This window comes from Streptomyces sp. NPDC014676 (assembly GCF_043084105.1).
Lineage (GTDB): Bacteria > Actinomycetota > Actinomycetes > Streptomycetales > Streptomycetaceae > Streptomyces.
This window is the reverse complement of sequence record NZ_JBIBZI010000002.1, coordinates 720,389-736,927: the sequence shown is the minus strand read 5'-3', so window position 1 is coordinate 736,927 and position 16,539 is coordinate 720,389. Positions and strand designations below refer to the sequence as shown.

Sequence of the window (16,539 nt, the reverse complement as noted above, 5' to 3'; positions counted from 1 at the left end):
TGTGCTGGTCCCCGCCAACGGGGCTCGGGGGCCCTAGCGTTGCCCGCATGGCGACGGGCAAAAGCGACATCTCCGGGTGGTTGGTGCGCCCCGCGAGCGGGCCCCTGTGGGCCGGACTCGTGACGGTGCTGGGGGCGCTGACGGCGCATACGGTGCTGGTGACCTCGGACGGAGGGATGGACAACGCGATCGTCGTGGACGCCGGGCGGACCTGGCTGGACGGTGGTTCGCCGTACGGCGACCGGCACTTCCTCTATTTTCCGAGCGCGGTCGTGGCCGCCGCCCCGCAGGCGCTGCTGCCGCGGTCCGTGCTCGACGTGGCCGTGCCGGTGGCGGTGGTCCTCGCCCTCGTGCTGGGCTGGGCCTGTGCCCTGCTGCTGCACCGGGTGCCGCTGCGCAGCAGGCTCGCCGTCCTCGGGCTGCTGGGTCTCGCGGCCGGCTTCGCGCCGTTCGGGCAGCTGGTGCGGCTGGGCAACTGGACGGTGACGGCCGTACTGGCGCTGCCGCTGTGCCTGCTGCTGGCGAGCCGGGGCCGGTGGGCCGCGGCGGGCGCCGTCGTCGGGGTGGCGGTGGCGCTGAAGCCGCTGCTGGCCCCGATGGCGCTGCTGTTCCTGTTCGCGCGCCGGTGGCGGGCGCTGGCGGTGCTGGTGCTGGTCCCGGCGGCCGCCTCGGTGGTGGCGGCGCTGTCCCTGCCCGACCCCGCCGGTTTCCTCACCCGCACCCTGCCCTTCCTGCTGAGCGGCGACGACGCCTTCGTACGGCTCTACGAGGCCTCGCCGGCGGCGGTGCTGCCCCGGCTCGGCGTGCCCGGGGTCCCGGCCACGCTGCTCGCGCTGCTCGCGGCCGCCGCGGGAGTGGTGTGCGCGTACCGGCGCTGGCGCGGGCCGGGCCCGGCGGAGCTGCGGCTGACGGAGACGTCCGCGGGGCTGATGCTCTCGGCGTTCCTGGTCTCCCGCCCCTCCTACGACCACTACCTCCTGGTCGTCCTGCCGCCGCTGCTCGCCGGTCTGCCGTACGCCGGGGCGGTGGCGCGGCGGCCCTGGTTCTGGCTCGCCCTGGTGCCGCAGCTTCCGGGGGTGCCCTGGCCGTGGCTGGAGCCGGGGAGGCGCCGGGCCTTCCGGGACGCCTTCACGCTGTGCGCACTGACGGTGACGGTCGCGTACCACTGCGTACGGGGGGCACGGGACGCGGACGGTCCGAGCGGGGCGCCGGGGGAGCGGCGTACGGCCGTGGAGCCGGCGCAGCCCGCCGGGGCGGAGCCGTTTTGACCCACCCGGCCGGGGGCGGGTATTCTGCGTGTTCGTTGTGTGTAGTGGCTTGCTCATTCTCACGTGAGGGGCCCTTACACCGGTCCACCGGACCGATGACCAGCGACCAGCATCCGGTTTGCGTCACCGTGATGCGGTCAAGGCTGTCGTGATCGTCTTCGGTGACCTTGTCAGGACCATTCACTGAAGAAGCGAAGGCTACGAACCGTGCGTACGTACAGCCCCAAGCCCGGCGATGTGACGCGCCAGTGGCACGTCATCGACGCTCAGGACGTCGTCCTGGGTCGTCTGGCCTCCACTGCGGCCTCCATCCTGCGCGGCAAGCACAAGCCGATCTACGCGCCCCACGTCGACACCGGTGACTTCGTCATCATCATCAACGCCGACAAGGTGCACCTCTCCGGCAACAAGCGGACCCAGAAGATGGCGTACCGCCACTCGGGCTACCCGGGTGGTCTGCGCTCCGTCCGCTACGACGAGCTGCTGGCGAAGAACCCCGAGAAGGCCATCGAGAAGGCCGTCAAGGGCATGCTCCCCAAGAACACCCTGGGCCGTCAGATGCTCTCGAAGCTGAAGGTCTACTCGGGCGACCAGCACCCGCACGCTGCCCAGCAGCCGGTGCCGTTCGAGATCACCCAGGTCGCGCAGTAAGTCCGGCCACCCCCTAAGACTGAACAGAATCTGAGGAGAATCGTGGCCGAGACCACTGCCGAGCAGCCGCTCGAAGAGCTTGACATCGACAGCTACACCACCGAGTCCGAGGTGCCCGTCGAGGGCGAGTACACCTCGGAGTCCATGGCCTCCCGCTTCGGCGAGCCCCAGCCGGCCGCCGGCCTGGGCCGCCGCAAGAACGCCATCGCCCGTGTCCGGATCGTCCCGGGCACCGGCAAGTGGAAGATCAACGGTCGCACCCTCGAGGACTACTTCCCGAACAAGGTGCACCAGCAGGAAGTCAACGAGCCCTTCAAGGTGCTCGAGCTCGAGGGCCGCTACGACGTCATCGCCCGCATCGCGGGTGGCGGTGTCTCCGGTCAGGCCGGTGCGCTCCGTCTCGGTGTCGCCCGCGCGCTGAACGAGGCGGACGTCGACAACAACCGCGGCCCGCTGAAGAAGGCCGGCTTCCTCAAGCGCGACGACCGTGCGGTCGAGCGCAAGAAGGCCGGTCTCAAGAAGGCCCGTAAGGCCCCGCAGTACAGCAAGCGCTAAATCACAGGCGCTCGCGCGTACTCCGAACGCCCCGGCGGCACGCCACAGTGCTGTCGGGGCGTTCGTTTATTCATCGCTGTGGGCGTATAACGGCACAAGGCGCTCAAAGGCTAGTGTGATCGGATGGTCGGGCATGTCGCTACGGCGGATGCCCGGAGGCGCGGGATGCGGAGCCGCACGCGCCTCACGGCCGTCGAACACATCACCAGCCCCGTCAGCGGTACGCCCGGCGACCGCGCGGACGGGCCCAGCGCCCCGGCACGGCCTCGGCGACGGCTTTCGATACTGACGCTTCCTCAGGAGGACAAGTGGGACGACTCTTCGGCACGGACGGCGTGCGCGGTGTCGCCAACGCGGACCTGACGGCAGAGATGGCGCTCGGCCTGTCCGTCGCCGCCGCGCACGTACTGGCCGAGGCGGGCACGTTCGAAGGACACCGGCCCACCGCCGTGGTCGGACGTGACCCACGCGCGTCCGGAGAGTTCCTGGAGGCCGCCGTCGTCGCGGGCCTCGCCAGCGCGGGCGTGGACGTCCTGCGGGTCGGCGTGCTGCCGACACCGGCCGTGGCGCACCTCACCGGCGCGCTCGGCGCCGACCTCGGCGTCATGCTCTCCGCCAGCCACAACGCCATGCCGGACAACGGCGTCAAGTTCTTCGCCCGCGGCGGCCACAAGCTCGCCGACGAGCTGGAGGACCGCATCGAGTCCGTGTACGAGGAGCACCGCACCGGCGCCCCCTGGGACCGCCCGACCGGCGCCGGCGTCGGCCGCGTACGGGACTACGAGGAGGGGACCGACCGTTACGTCGCCCACCTCGTCGGCGTCCTCCCGAACCGGCTGGACGGTCTGAAGATCGTCCTCGACGAGGCGCACGGCGCCGCCGCGAAGGTCTCCCCGGAGGCGTTCACCCGGGCCGGGGCCGAGGTCGTCACCATCGGCGCCGACCCGGACGGCCTCAACATCAACGACGGCTGCGGCTCGACCCACCTCGACCTGCTGAAGGCCGCGGTCGTCGAGCACGGGGCCGCGCTGGGCATCGCCCACGACGGCGACGCCGACCGGTGCCTGGCCGTGGACCACACCGGTGAGGAGGTCGACGGCGACCAGATCCTCGCCGTGCTCGCGCTGGCGATGCGGGAGCGTTCCGCACTGCGCTCCGACACCGTCGTCGCGACCGTGATGTCCAACCTCGGCTTCAAGCTCGCCATGGAACGCGAGGGCATCCGGTTCGTGCAGACCGCGGTCGGCGACCGGTACGTGCTGGAGGAGATGAAGGAGAAGGGCTACGCCCTCGGCGGCGAGCAGTCCGGCCACGTCATCGTCCTCGACCACGCGACGACCGGCGACGGCACGCTCACCGGCCTGCTGCTCGCGGCACGGGTCGCCCAGACCGGCCGTACCCTGCGGGACCTGGCCTCGGTGATGGAGCGCCTCCCGCAGGTCCTGATCAACGTCCCGGACGTGGACAGGTCCCGCGTGAAGACCTCCGCGGAACTCACCGCGGCCGTCACCGAGGCCGAACGCGAACTGGGCGGGACCGGCCGCGTCCTCCTCCGCCCCTCCGGCACGGAACCCCTGGTCCGCGTCATGGTCGAGGCCGCGGACATCGACCAGGCCCGCTCGGTGGCGAGCCGGCTGGCGGACGCGGTGAAGTCGGCGCTGGGGTAGGCGCGGCGGGCTTTGTACGGCGAAGGCCCGTACCCCTGGTGACAGGGGTACGGGCCCTTTTCCGAGCGGTGCGCCGCATGCGCGTCCTGGGCCGGTCGGCGGCGCCCGGCCTTCGACCACGGGGCGAACGTCCGTCGGGCGACGGCTCCCGATGGTTCGGACGGCGGCTTCAGGCCGTCCACTCGACGAGTGTGTCGAACTCGTCGACATGGTGCTCCCCGTACCCGAACCGCTCACCGATCGTCCGGTACCTCTCGTACTGCTCCGGCGTGACCGGTACGGACAGCGGCCGCAGCACCCGGAGGAACAGACGGAAGCCGAGGTCGGGGTCGACCCGGCCGGCCACCTGCTCCAGGGCGTCCGTGACCTTTCTCGCCGGGACCGGCTGCCAGTGGGGGCTGATGGCCCTGTCCGCCCCTATGAGCGCCGTCTCCCGGACTTCCGGCAACACCAGGTCCGCCCCTTCCGTCCGGGCGGGCGGAACCACGGGGGTGTACGCGGGGGCGGCCTCCCTCAGCCGCTCCTCGCACACGTCCGCGACCAGGCGCAGCCAGTCGCGTCCGTCGACGCGCAGTGCCCCGTCCGAGACGGCGACCCACAGGGTGGTGATCGTCTCGTCGGACAGCGGAGAGTGCAGCAGACGCAGCGCGTCCTCCAGCAGGAGGGCCGCCGTCGTACCCGGGGACTGCCCGGGCTCGTCCCCGTCCACCACCCGGTGGATCTCCCTGCGGGCGGCTCCGGCGTGCCAGTCCTGATGGGCGTTCCCGGCGAGCAGGGAAAGACCGAAGTCCCATGAGGTGTCACGACGGGTGGTGTCGATGGGCGGCCAGTCGACGTCGAGACCGTCGCGGACGACCGCGACCGGGTACCCGAGCCGCTCGCCGAGCCTGAGGAACCTGTCGTACCGCTCCTTCGGGACGCGTACGGAGCACGCTTTCAGGGCCCGCAGGAAGAGCCGGAAGCCGACATCGGCGTCGGCCAGTGCGACCACCTGCTCCAGCCCCGGAACGAGATCCGGTGCCGGGCAGGCGCCGGTCAGGTCCGCAGCCGCCCCCCGGATCTCCGACACCACCTCACGCCGCAGGTCCGCGTCCCGGACAGGCCGGACCGGAGGCGGGACGTAGGAGCGTCTGTTCTGCCGGAGGCGGTTCACGGACAGATCCGAGAGGGACCGCAGCCATGTGCGGATGTCCAGGCCATGGTCGGCCGGATCGAAGACCCGGCCGACCGCGGCCAGCCACACCGTGTGGAGGACCTCATCCGGCAACGAGCCGTCCAGCAGACGTCGGGCGTCCTCCCCCAGTTCCACGGCCTCCTCGCCGTCGGACCCGTCCGCCGACCGGGCCGCGACCGCGAGCGCGGTCGCGAGGTCGACGGCGGGCCGGCCCGGGGAGCACAGGTGCTCCGCCAGGGCGGTGAGTCCGAAGTCACCGGAGTAACCCAGTTCGACGTATGTCGGACGGTGCTGCGGCATGAATCGTGTCCTCTGCGGTGCGTGTCCTACTGCGGGTAAGCCGTCTTGACGACGAACCCGTACCGGTTCTGGCCGGTGTGACCCTTGACCTTCATCAGGATGACCGTGACCTCGTTACCGGCATCCTCGATCGTCCTTCCGTCCGGGTGGTACCGCTTGCCCAGGGAGGGATAGGCGTCCCACTTCCCCGTGATCTCCCGATACTGCTCACCGTCCCTGGCCTTCGCCGCCCAGTCCTGGAACTTCTTCCACTTCTCGTTGTCGAAGACCTTCTGGCCGCTGGAGGTCCGCTTGCTGAAGAAGTCGCCCACCACCCGGTCCACGGCCTGCTGAGCGATTTCCTGGCTCGTCCAGACCGTGTTGGGCTTGCCTGTCTCCCTGGCGATCCGGAAGGCCTCGGCCGCATCCGGCCGCACGTGCTTCTCCAACGTGTGGATCTCGTAACCCTGCAGGGCCCTGAGGTCCTCGTCCCCCAGGTTCAGGCAGTTGTGGACCATCACGTCCGCTGCCCGGGGGCCCTCGGTGCGCACGTAGAACGTGTGCAGGTCGTCGACGGTGAGGTCGTACACCCGACGCGGTGCGAGCCCCGGCCGGTCGTGCACGTCGGTCACGGCGCGGAGCGTTCCGTCCGGGCTGAGCAGCCGGTCGCCCGGGCGCAGGTCGGCGGCGAGGATCCAACCGCGTTCGCTGGTACGGATCTTGTGTCCGGCCGTGGTGTCCAGGCTGCTGCCGCCGGCCAGGCCGATGGTCACCAGCCGTTCGGTGTCGTGCCGGAACGTGTCGGTGACGGGCTCGGCCCGAAGCCGTCCGGTACCGGGGGCGGCGGCCATGACCAGGTCGCCCTCCCGCACGTCGCGAATGGCCTTACGAGTCCCGTCGGCCATCAGCACTGGGGTGTCGCCGGGGAAACTGTTGACCCTGCACGTCGTGATGACGTCCTCGTAGGCGTTCACACCTGCCTCGATCTTGGCCAGTGACGCCGGGTCCATGTCCAGAGTCCTCAGGGCCTTGAACGCCTCGGCGACTCCGATCCCGGTCTTCAGCGCGGCGTCCAGTGCGTTGAGGGCCTCGGCGATCTTGGCGAAGGCCTTGCCCGGGATGAAGTTGCTCGCGGCCCAGGCGCAGCCGCTGACGCTGCCGTGCCAGCAGTCGACGAAGTCCTGGACCAGGGCCGCCTTCAGGATCTGGTAGACGAGGGTCTGCTTGATCAGGTCGAGCTTGCTGAAGTACTGCGTGACGTCCTTCTTCAGCCCGGTGAAGCGCTCGGTTTTGATCAGTACGGTGTCCGCCGACGGGCAGCCGGAGGACGTGGCCGGCACGTCGGGGTCGGTGCAGAGGAAGAAGTCGACCGTGGCGTCGAACGTGACCGCGAACGTGACCGTGCAGCCCTCGAACCCGATCTCGATGACGCAGTCGTTCTTCTGCTGGGCGTCGGTGACCGTGACGCTGTCCTCGTCGACGACGAAGAACGTGCCGCCGATGCCCGTGCCGGCGCCCGAGGAGACCTGCTGGTTGGCCTGGTTGCGTTCGGCGGCCTCCGCCGCCTCCTGGGCCTCCTCCGCGTACTTCAGGGCGTCCTTCGCGGCCTCCTCCGCCTCGGTGGCGGCGGCGTCCGCGCGGTCGGCGGCCGACCGGGCGTCCCTGGCGGCCTCCTCGGCCTCCGAGGCGGCCGAGCGGGCGGCCTCCGCGTCGAGGGCGGCCTCGTCGGCGGAGTCGCGGGCGTCCTTGGCGTGGCCCTCGGCGCGGCCCGCGGCCTTGTCGGCGGCCTCCGCGTCCTCGGTGGCCTGACGGTCGTACTCGACCGTGCGGGCCAGGGAGGCGACGGCCTTGGACGCGGCGAGAGCGGCGTCCGCGGAGTAGCCGAGGGCTTCCTTGGCGTAACCGCGGGCGTCGGCGGCGTGACCGGCGGCGTTCGCGGCGTGGACGTAGGCCTGCTTCGCGTCGCCCTGCGCCTGGTCGGCCAGGTTCTGCGCGGCGGAGGCCTCGGCCTGCGCGTTCTTGGCGTGGGCCTCGGCGACGGCCTTCTGCTGCTCGGCGATCGACTTCGACGCCTGACCCGTCAGCACCACCAGGCCGGCGGCCGAGTCGGTGTCGACGTAGGGGGAGCCGAGCTGGATCGCGTCGTTGGCGGGCTTGGCGACCTGTGCGGCGGAGTTCCCCGCGTCCACCGCGGCCTGCGCGGTGACGTGGGCGAAGCCCGCCGCCTTCGCCGACGCGGCGACGGCCTTGGCGGCCTCCTTGCTCGCCTCGTCCGCGTGCGCCTTGGAGGTCTTGGCCTCCTTTTCCGCCTCGTCGGCCAGTTCGACGGCCGTCTTCGCCTCGGCCGCGGCGTGCTTCGACGCCTGGATGGCGTCCGCCGCCGCACTGGTCGCGGTCTTCACCGCGGCGTCGGCCTTCAGCTTCGCCGCCTGGGCGCCGTCCGCCGCCGCACGGGCCCGCTTGGCGGCGGCCTCGGCGCGGGTCGCCGCGGCGTCCGCCTCCGCTGCCGCCGCCGTCGCGGCGTCGGCCGCGGAGCGGGCCTTCGTCGCGGCCGCCTCGGCGTCGTCGGCGTGCCCGGCGGCCTCGTCGGCCGCGGCCCTCGCCTCCTGGGCGTTGCTGTCGGCCTCGTGCGCCTGGGCGTACGCCTCCTTCGCGTCGGCCTTGGCGCGTGCGGCGTCGGCCTTCTGCTCGGCGTCCCAGGCGTCGTCGCGCAGGTCGCGGGCCTTGTCCTTGGCCTTGACCGCGGCGTCCCTCTTGTCGGACGCCGTGCCCTCGGCCGCCTCGGCCTTGTCCTTGGCGTCCTTGGCCTTCGTGGCCTCGGCCTCGGCGGTCTTCCGGTGCTCTGCGGCCTCCGCCTGCTTGGCGGCGGCCGTCTTCTTCTCCGACTCGGCCGTCTTCTCCTCGGCCTCGGCGGCCAGGCGCTTGGCGTGGGCGTCGGCGGCGGCCGTCTTGGCCTCGCCCTCGGCCTTCAGGGCCTCGGTGAGCTTGGCCTCCGCGGTCTCCTTGTCCTTCTTGGCGTTGTCCCGGTGCACCTTGGCCGCGTCGGCGGACGCCTTCGCCTGCAGTTCGGCGGTGTGGGCGGCCTCCCTGCGGAACTCCGCCTTGGACTGCGCGGCCTGGGCCAGCGCCCGCTGGGCGATGGTCGCGCTGTCGCCGGCGGAGGCGCGGGTGGCGGCGGCGGCCGTCTCGCCGGCCTTCACCATCGCCTCCAGCGCCGCCGCGGCGCCCTTGGTGACCTGCGCCTTCTGCTGACCGACCAACAGACCGCGGCCACGCGGCGCACCACGCTCGTCCGCGATGGCGTACGCCGCCTGCTCCGCGGTGTCGGTGGCGGCCACGGCCTTCTGCGCCAGGCCGGCCTGCACCTTGAGGAAGGCGAGTTCCTTCGTCGCCTTCAACTGCGCGGAGGTGACGCCCGACTTCGCCTTGTTGAACTGGGCCGTGTCCGGGTAGGACAGGCTGTCGGTGCCCTGGTGGCCGGACGGCTTGATCAGGAACTTCTGCGAGGAGGCGTCCTTGCAGTCCCACAGCCGCGCGTCCGTGCTCTTGGTGAACGCGCTCAGGTCCAGGCACTTGCCGGTGGTCACGCTCTTCAGGGGCGCGGTGGCGCGGACGTCGCCCTTCCACGACTGCCCCTTGGACGTGTAGCAGTCCGAGATCTGGATCTTCGTGCCGTTCGCCGAGGCGTTCTTGGCCACGTCCAGGCACTTCTGCGAGCCGACGTTGCGCAGGTGGAGGTCGTTCTCGCTGCCCTCGAGCGTCCACTGCTGGGCCGCGCCGCCGTTGCAGGTGTAGATCTGGACGGGCGTGCCGTTGGTCTTGCCGCCGTCGGCGACGTCCAGGCAGCTGCCCTTCGCGCCCGGCACCTCGATCGTCACGGTGCTGTCACCGATCCAGCCCATCCCGCCGGAGGACCAGTAGTCCTGCCACTGGACGAGGTGGTCGGCGACCCACGAGTTGCCGAGCATCTCCCCGAGCGACTTCGCACCGGCGGCGAGCGCCTTGGTGGCGTTCTCGTTGGCGTCGAGGATCAGGTCGCGCTGCCCGGCCTGGGCGGCGACCTCCTCCTGCCACTCGGTGGCGGCGGTGCCGGCGATCCCGCCCAGCACCTCGCTGGGGTCGATCGGGTCCCGCCAGGCGCAGGACGCGAACCGGGTCTTCAGGTCCTCGACCGCGATGCGGTACTCGGCGGACCCCGGACTCGGAGCCGTGCGCGGGAACCCGCCGGAGGCGAGGAAGACGCGGGCGTTGTCCGCGCCGGTCGGCTCCAGCGGCCAGTCCGTCAGGTACTCGAAGGCGTCCCGTTCGGCGAGGTCCCGGTTCCAGTCGGGGGAGTGCGGATCGGGATCCTTCGTGTACAGGGGCGTGCCCAGGTCCTTGACGGCCTTGACGGTCTGCTCGTCGGCCGGGGGAGTGGGGTCCTCGTAGAAGTCGTCCTCGCTCTTCCAGAACCGGTCGGCGACCCACTGGGTCAGGCCGGTCTGGGAGTAGAAGTCCCCCTCGTCGTCACCGGGTGATCCGGGCGGCCAGTGGAACCCGGTGACGGTGAAGCCGCCGGGTGTCTCCAGCCCGTCGAGGGGTGCCGCCCAGGCGTCCCGGCGGCCGTTGAGCACGTCCAGTTCCTTGTCCGCGGCGTCCCGGTCCTTGGCGTACGCGGTGGCGAGGGGCGTGTCCTCCCAGTAGTCGCGGTTGGCCAGCTCGCGCAGCTTGTCCGGGGACTGGTTGAGGCCGTCCCGCGCGACGGCGGTCATGGCCGGCCCGCCCAGCCGCAGCACGTCCGACATCAGGCACTGGTCCTCCCGCAGTTGCTCGGCGGCCGTGACGTCGTTCCAGTCGGGAGAGCTGCCCGCGGGAACGGCGTCGTCCGCGGTGATCCGGTCGAGCAGTTGCGGCTGGACGGCGACTCCCGCGACCACCGCAAGGCTGAGGGAGAGGGGAAGGAGGCCGGCGAGGAGTCTGGATCGACGTGGTCCGTGCCCGACGGACCACGGTGGTCTGGAGCGCAAGGGTGCATCCCCTGTTCGTTGGAGGGAGATGACCGGGATTCCGCCGGCGGGCGCGAGGGGGCCGCGAGGGCACGCCTGGCTCCCGCGGCGTCAGGAACGGCGATGGCCGTCCGGTGCGGGATGCACGAATGGCAGATGGTGTGGCATGCGACGCGCCCCTCCCCGTGGCGGCGCTGTTCCCCCGGCCGCTGATGGATGTGCGCAGAACGGGCTGGTCAGGTCCGGCTGCGCGGGCGCAACACTAGGCAGGTGCCCGGGTACGGGGAAGAGCGGCCGGTTCCGTTTCCGGCCGAGGTTGGCGGGATTTCGGCTACCGGCCGGTAGCCGTCCTCGTTCTCCGTTCCTTCACATCTCAAGGGGTGCTTGTGAAGTTCCGGTGTTCGAGTGGTGACCGAAGTGGTCTGACATCGATCGAAGTTGGCTGATATTGAGCAACGGTTGCTCGGGGTTGTCAGGCGCGCGCCCGCTTGCGCAGCCGCTCGTGCTGGCTGGCCCAGAAGTACTTCTGCGCCAGCAGCGTGGCGGTGCCCGCGATGACGATGCCGAGCAGGTTGAGCAGGAGCTGTTCGGTGGAACCCCAGGTCTGGGCCGTGTCGCCGTAGCTCAGCGCCACCGCGGCGTTCGCGGCGGCCGGGACCGTCGTCACCGAGATGGCGACGCCGACCAGGGCGCCGGACTTGGCGGACGTCAGCGAGAGCGTGCCGGCCGCGCCCGCCAGGACCGCCACCACGAACGAGAACCAGTCGGGGGCGTACACGAAGCCGGTCTGCGGCCGTTCACCCTTCAGCTGTTCCTCGGTGAACAGCCCCACCGCGTCCATGAAGACGCTGAACCCCACCGTCACCGCCATCGCCACCGCGAAGCCCACCAGCAGGGCGAGCACCGAGCGCAGCGCGAGGCGCGGCCGGCGCTGCACCGCCGCCGTGCAGATACCGGCCAGCGGCCCGAACTCCGGGCCCACCGCCATCGCGCCCACGATCAGGATCGCGTTGTCCAGCACCACACCGCAGGCCGCGATCATCGTGGCCAGCGTGAGGAACGCGAGATAGGTGACCGAGAGCGTCGACTCCTCGTGGGTGGCCTCGGTCAGGTGCTCCCACAGCACCGCGTCCGCGGCCTCGCCCGGCGCGTCCTCCTCCGCCTTCTCGGCCCGCTTCGACAGCGACAGGTCGATGTTCTCCACGGCGATGGAACCGCTGACCTCCAGCCCCAGCCGCTGGAGCTCGCTCAGCAGGTCGTCGCCCGCCTCCCGCGCCACGTCGCACGTCACGACGTCCCCGGCGGGATCGCGGGCGGCGCCCGCCAGCACGCACAGGTGCGTGGTGCCGATCGTCCCCTCGATCAGTCGGATCGCGTCGTCGGTCTTGTCAGCCGGCGTGATCAGGCGCAGGTGCAGCATGGCGGCAGCGTAGCGGTCACAGTTTGCGCAGGCTGAGGCGCTGGACCTTGTGGTCCGGGCCCTTGCGCAGCACCAGCGCGGCCCGGCCCCGGGTCGGGGCGATGTTCTCCACGAGGTTGGGCTTGTTGATGGTGCGCCACATCGTGCGGGCGTAGTCGAGGGCCTCCTCCTCGGAGACCTGGGTGTACTTGCGGAAGTACGACGACGGGTCCTGGAACGCGGTCTCGCGCAGCCGCTTGAAGCGGTTGAGGTACCAGCGCTCGATGTCCTCCGTGCGGGCGTCGACGTACACGCTGAAGTCGAAGTAGTCGGCGAGGCCCACGCGTGTGCGGCCGTCCTGGCCGGGGAGGGCCGGCTGGAGGACGTTGAGGCCCTCGACGATCAGGATGTCCGGGCGGCGCACGGTGAGCTTCTCGCCGGGCACGATGTCGTAGATCAGGTGGGAGTAGACGGGGGCGGAGACCTCTCCCTTGCCCGCCTTGACGTCGGCGACGAAACGGGTCAGCGCGCGGCGGTCGTACGACTCGGGGAAACCTTTCCGCGACATCAGGCCCCGCTCCTGGAGCTCCTTCGTCGGCAGCAGGAACCCGTCCGTCGTCACCAGCTCCACGCGCGGGTGCTCGGGCCAGCGGGACAGCAGCGCCTGGAGCAGCCGGGCCACCGTGGACTTGCCGACGGCCACCGAACCGGCGACCCCGATGACGAAGGGTGTACCCGACTGGGAACCCTGCTCGCCGAGGAACGTGTTCAGCGCGCCCCGCAGCCCGTCGGTGGCGCCGACGTAGAGATTGAGCAGCCGGGACAGCGGGAGGTAGATGTCCCGCACCTCGTCGAGGTCGATGACGTCACCGAGGCCGCGCAGCCGTTCGACCTCGGCCGCCGACAGGGGCAGCGGGGTCTTGTCGCGCAGCGCGCTCCACTCGGCGCGGGTGAGGTCCACGTAGGGAGTCGCCTCCGGCCGCTGCCGGTGGGCGCTCCGGGGTATCGGGGAGACCGGAGAGATCACAGTCCATTGTTAACGGAGTTTGAACGGGGCGGCAGGTGGGCTGTGTCACGCTGCCCCGCCGCTCCCGTGGTCGTCCAAGATCACGCGGTTGTCACGGTCGCATACCGGGTGGTCGTCCGGTGATCATCTGTGCGGCGGCTGTGTTCAGAATCCGTTTAAATTGCGCGCAATGCGTTGCGGAGTCCTCCGCGCCTTCGAGAAAGAGTTCCCCCGTGAGAACCACCGCCGTCCGCCGTACCGCGCTCGCCGCCTCCGCCGCCGCGCTCGCCCTGCTCGTCACCGCCTGCGGTGGCTCCGGCGACGAGGACAAGGCCGGAGACAGCAAGGGCAAGGGCGACTCGACCGCCTCCGCGTCCGCCGCGCCGGCGGCCAAGGCGCTCACCGCCGCCGAGCTGGAGAAGGCGGGGCTGGCGCAGGCGGACGTCAAGAGCGGCAAGGTGGCCACCAAGGTCGCGGCGACGGACGACATCGCCAAGGACCAGGTGAAGGCGGAGGACGCGGCCTGCCTGCCGCTGGCCCACGCCCAGGCCGGCGTGGCCCAGGGCGAGCCGGCGGCGACCGCGAAGCGGTCCTGGACGGGCGAGCCCGTGAAGCCCTCCGAGGGCACGAGCCCCGAGGACGCCCTGCTGGCCTCCATCGACCTGGACAAGATGCTGATCAGCCTCGCCTCCTACGAGGGTGACGGCGCCGCGCAGGCGCTGAAGGGCCTGACCACCGCCGCCGAGAAGTGCGCGGGCGGCTTCACCGCCACCGTGGCCGGTGAGGAGATGCAGGTCGTCAAGGCCGCCACGACCGCCGCGCCCGAGGGCGGGGACGAGGGCACCGCCATCACCCTGACCGTGGCCGCCGACGAGGACGTCAAGGCACCGAGCAAGATCGTCGTCGTCCGCAAGGGGGCCACCCTGGTCACCTTCAGCGTCGTCAACCTGGCCTCCATGGCCACCGGCGAGGACTTCGACGTTCCGGCGGACGTCGTCGACGCTCAGCTCGGCAAGCTCGCCTGACGCATCCCGCGTTCCGTTCCCACCGGTGCTTCGTGCACCGGTGGGAATTTCCGATTTCGGGCAGGCAAAGGCCGTTTCCGGCGGTTGACGGACCGTAGGCTGCCGGTCATGTGCGGAATCGTGGGATACGTGGGGCCGCAGTCGGCGCTGAACGTCGTGACGGCCGGACTGAAGCGGCTGGAGTACCGGGGCTACGACTCGGCGGGCGTCGCCGTCCTGGCGGACGGGGGTCTGGCCACCGCCAAGCGGGCGGGGAAACTCGTCAACCTGGAGAAGGAGCTGGCCGAGCGGCCGCTGCCGACCGGGACCACCGGCATCGGGCACACCCGCTGGGCCACCCACGGCGGTCCGACCGACGCCAACGCCCACCCGCACCTCGACAACGCGGGCCGGGTCGCCGTCGTCCACAACGGCATCATCGAGAACTTCGCCGCCCTGCGCGCCGAGCTGACCGAGCGCGGCCACGACCTCGCCTCCGAGACGGACACCGAAGTCGTCGCCCACCTCCTCGCCGAGGAGTTCTCCGCCTGCGCCGACCTCGCGGAGGCGATGCGGCTGGTCTGCCGACGCCTGGAGGGCGCGTTCACCCTGGTCGCCGTCCACGCGGACGAGCCGGACGTGGTGGTCGGCGCGCGCCGCAACTCCCCGCTGGTGGTGGGCGTGGGGGAGGGCGAGGCCTTCCTCGCCTCCGACGTGGCCGCGTTCATCGCGCACACGCGGGACGCCATCGAACTGGGCCAGGACCAGGTGGTCGAACTGCGCCGCGACACGGTGACGGTCACCGGCTTCGACGGCGCCCCCGCCGACGTCCGCGCGTACCACGTCGACTGGGACGCCTCCGCCGCCGAGAAGGGCGGCTACGCCTCCTTCATGCTCAAGGAGATCGCCGAGCAGCCGAAGGCGGTCGCCGACACGCTGCTCGGGCGGATCGACGGGTCCGGCTCGCTGACCCTGGACGAGGTCCGCATCCCGGCCAACGTCCTGCGCGAGACCGACAAGGTCGTCATCGTCGCCTGCGGTACGGCCTTCCACGCCGGGCTGATCGCCAAGTACGCCATCGAGCACTGGACCCGGCTCCCCTGCGAGGTGGAACTGGCCAGCGAGTTCCGCTACCGCGACCCGATCCTCGACCAGCAGACCCTCGTCATCGCCATCTCCCAGTCCGGCGAGACCATGGACACCCTGATGGCCCTGCGCCACGCCCGCGAACAGGGCGCGCACGTGCTGGCGATCTGCAACACCAACGGTTCGACGATCCCGCGCGAGTCGGACGCCGTGCTGTACACGCACGCCGGTCCGGAGGTCGCGGTCGCCTCGACCAAGGCGTTCCTGACCCAGCTCGTCGCCTGCTACCTGGTCGCGCTGTACCTGGGCCAGGTGCGGGGCACCAAGTGGGCGGACGAGATCCGTGCGGTGGTGCGGGACCTGTCGTCGATCTCCGGCGCGGTGGAGCGCGTCCTGGAGACGATGGAGCCGGTACGGGAGCTGGCGCGGTCGCTGGCCGCGAAGGACACGGTGCTGTTCCTGGGCCGGCACGTGGGCTACCCCGTCGCCCTCGAGGGCGCGCTGAAGCTGAAGGAACTCGCGTACATGCACGCGGAGGGCTTCGCGGCGGGCGAGCTGAAGCACGGGCCGATCGCGCTGATCGAGGACGACGTGCCGGTGGTCGTGGTCGCCCCGTCGCCGCGCGGCCGGTCCGTCCTCCACGACAAGATCGTCTCCAACATCCAGGAGATCCGGGCGCGGGGTGCGCGCACGATCGTCATCGCGGAGGAGGGGGACGAGGTGGTCGCCGAGTACGCCGACCACCTGATCCGCATCCCGGCCACCCCGACGCTGCTCCAGCCCCTGGTGGCGACGGTGCCGCTGCAGGTGTTCGCCTGCGAGCTGGCGACGGCGCGGGGGAACGAGGTGGATCAGCCTCGGAACCTGGCGAAGTCGGTGACGGTGGAGTAGGTCTTCAGGCCGCCCAGGAAGGTGGCGAAGGCTCCGGCCGGGAAGGCGAGGGTTGCTCTGGCCGGGGCTTTGGAGTCGCGGACGGCTGTGTGGGTGGGAGTGTTCGCGATCTCTACGCACTCGTTGCCGTCGTCGGGACCTGAGTAGGACGACTTGCGCCAGTGGCCGGGCGTGGTCATGCCAGCCTTCCAGGGGAGTGGGTCTTCAGGGTTTCGAGGAAGATGGTGAAGGCTTCAGCCGGGATGGAGAGGGTTCCGTGAGCTGGGGCTTTCGAATCGCGGATGGCTATGTGCGAGTGGCGGCTGGCGATCTCCACACAGGAGTTGCCATCGCCGGCGCCGGAGTAGGACGACTTCTTCCAGGGCCTGAACGTGGTCATGCCGACTCCCCAGGCGAATGGGCCTTCAGGGCTTCCATGAAGGTCGTGAAGGCTTCGGTGGGGAAGGTGAGGGTTGCTATGGCCGGGGCTTTGGAGTCGCGGACGGCTATGTGGGCGGGGGAGTGGGCGATCTCGACGCACTCGTTGCCGTCGCCCGGGCCCGAGTAGGACGACTTGCGCCAGGTATCCATGGGG

The 16,539-nt window shown here is 71.1% G+C and carries 13 protein-coding genes; 6 read left to right on the top strand and 7 right to left on the bottom strand.

The features are described 5' to 3' along the window. The first annotated feature begins 47 nt into the window (after window positions 1-47). The 4 genes from ACF1DX_RS07755 to glmM all read left to right on the top strand — a co-directional run bounded on the left by ACF1DX_RS07755 (window position 48) and on the right by glmM (window position 4,141). Window positions 48-1,268 carry a glycosyltransferase 87 family protein gene (locus tag ACF1DX_RS07755; RefSeq protein WP_391790310.1) on the top strand — a complete coding sequence of 407 codons (1,221 nt, stop codon included), beginning with the start codon at window positions 48-50 and terminating at the stop codon, window positions 1,266-1,268. A 207-nt stretch (window positions 1,269-1,475) separates the two neighbouring features. Further along, complete coding sequence (rplM, locus tag ACF1DX_RS07750; protein ID WP_019526965.1) at window positions 1,476-1,919, top strand: 50S ribosomal protein L13; 444 nt, start codon at window positions 1,476-1,478, stop codon at window positions 1,917-1,919. Between the two features lie 42 nt (window positions 1,920-1,961). Continuing rightward, a complete protein-coding gene (rpsI, locus tag ACF1DX_RS07745) occupies window positions 1,962-2,474 on the top strand; it encodes a 30S ribosomal protein S9 (protein WP_004927169.1) in 513 nt (170 codons plus the stop codon). A gap of 308 nt (window positions 2,475-2,782) precedes the next feature. After that, complete coding sequence (glmM, locus tag ACF1DX_RS07740; protein ID WP_391790309.1) at window positions 2,783-4,141, top strand: phosphoglucosamine mutase; 1,359 nt, start codon at window positions 2,783-2,785, stop codon at window positions 4,139-4,141. A 169-nt stretch (window positions 4,142-4,310) separates the two neighbouring features. Here the strand turns inward: glmM and ACF1DX_RS07735 are convergent, their stop codons facing one another. The 4 genes from ACF1DX_RS07735 to coaA form a co-directional block, all read right to left on the bottom strand. Further along, complete coding sequence (locus tag ACF1DX_RS07735) at window positions 4,311-5,615, bottom strand: hypothetical protein (RefSeq protein WP_391790308.1); 1,305 nt, start codon at window positions 5,613-5,615, stop codon at window positions 4,311-4,313. A gap of 26 nt (window positions 5,616-5,641) precedes the next feature. Beyond that, window positions 5,642-10,378: a ricin-type beta-trefoil lectin domain protein gene (locus ACF1DX_RS07730; RefSeq protein ID WP_391790474.1), complete on the bottom strand. Its 4,737-nt coding sequence runs from the start codon at window positions 10,376-10,378 to the stop codon at window positions 5,642-5,644. Between the two features lie 673 nt (window positions 10,379-11,051). Further along, window positions 11,052-11,999, bottom strand: a complete 948-nt coding sequence (locus ACF1DX_RS07725) for a DUF389 domain-containing protein (protein WP_391790307.1) — start codon at window positions 11,997-11,999, stop codon at window positions 11,052-11,054. A 16-nt stretch (window positions 12,000-12,015) separates the two neighbouring features. Then, entirely contained in the window at window positions 12,016-13,005 is a 990-nt protein-coding gene (gene coaA / locus ACF1DX_RS07720) for a type I pantothenate kinase (protein ID WP_391790306.1), read from the bottom strand. A gap of 212 nt (window positions 13,006-13,217) precedes the next feature. Between coaA and ACF1DX_RS07715 the strand changes: the two genes are divergently transcribed. Further along, on the top strand, window positions 13,218-14,009 hold the full coding sequence (locus ACF1DX_RS07715; RefSeq protein ID WP_391790305.1) for a hypothetical protein: 792 nt from the start codon (window positions 13,218-13,220) through the stop codon (window positions 14,007-14,009). 108 nt (window positions 14,010-14,117) lie between these two features. After that, entirely contained in the window at window positions 14,118-15,965 is a 1,848-nt protein-coding gene (gene glmS / locus ACF1DX_RS07710; protein ID WP_391790304.1) for a glutamine--fructose-6-phosphate transaminase (isomerizing), read from the top strand. Here the strand turns inward: glmS and ACF1DX_RS07705 are convergent. Genes ACF1DX_RS07705 through ACF1DX_RS07695 form a run of 3 tightly spaced genes read right to left on the bottom strand, consistent with a single transcriptional unit; the run spans window position 15,926 to window position 16,535 of the window. Next, entirely contained in the window at window positions 15,926-16,144 is a 219-nt protein-coding gene (locus tag ACF1DX_RS07705; RefSeq protein WP_391790303.1) for a DUF397 domain-containing protein, read from the bottom strand. The two genes, glmS and ACF1DX_RS07705, sit on opposite strands and share 40 nt — an antisense overlap. Next, window positions 16,141-16,344, bottom strand: coding sequence for a DUF397 domain-containing protein (locus tag ACF1DX_RS07700; protein ID WP_391790302.1), 204 nt, complete (start codon window positions 16,342-16,344; stop codon window positions 16,141-16,143). Before ACF1DX_RS07700 ends, ACF1DX_RS07705 begins: the two co-directional genes overlap by 4 nt. Further along, the gene (locus tag ACF1DX_RS07695; protein WP_391790301.1) at window positions 16,341-16,535 is read right to left on the bottom strand and encodes a DUF397 domain-containing protein; all 195 of its coding nucleotides are present in this window, start codon (window positions 16,533-16,535) and stop codon (window positions 16,341-16,343) included. The genes ACF1DX_RS07700 and ACF1DX_RS07695 overlap by 4 nt, the downstream gene beginning before the upstream one ends. Between the last annotated feature and the right edge of the window lie 4 nt (window positions 16,536-16,539).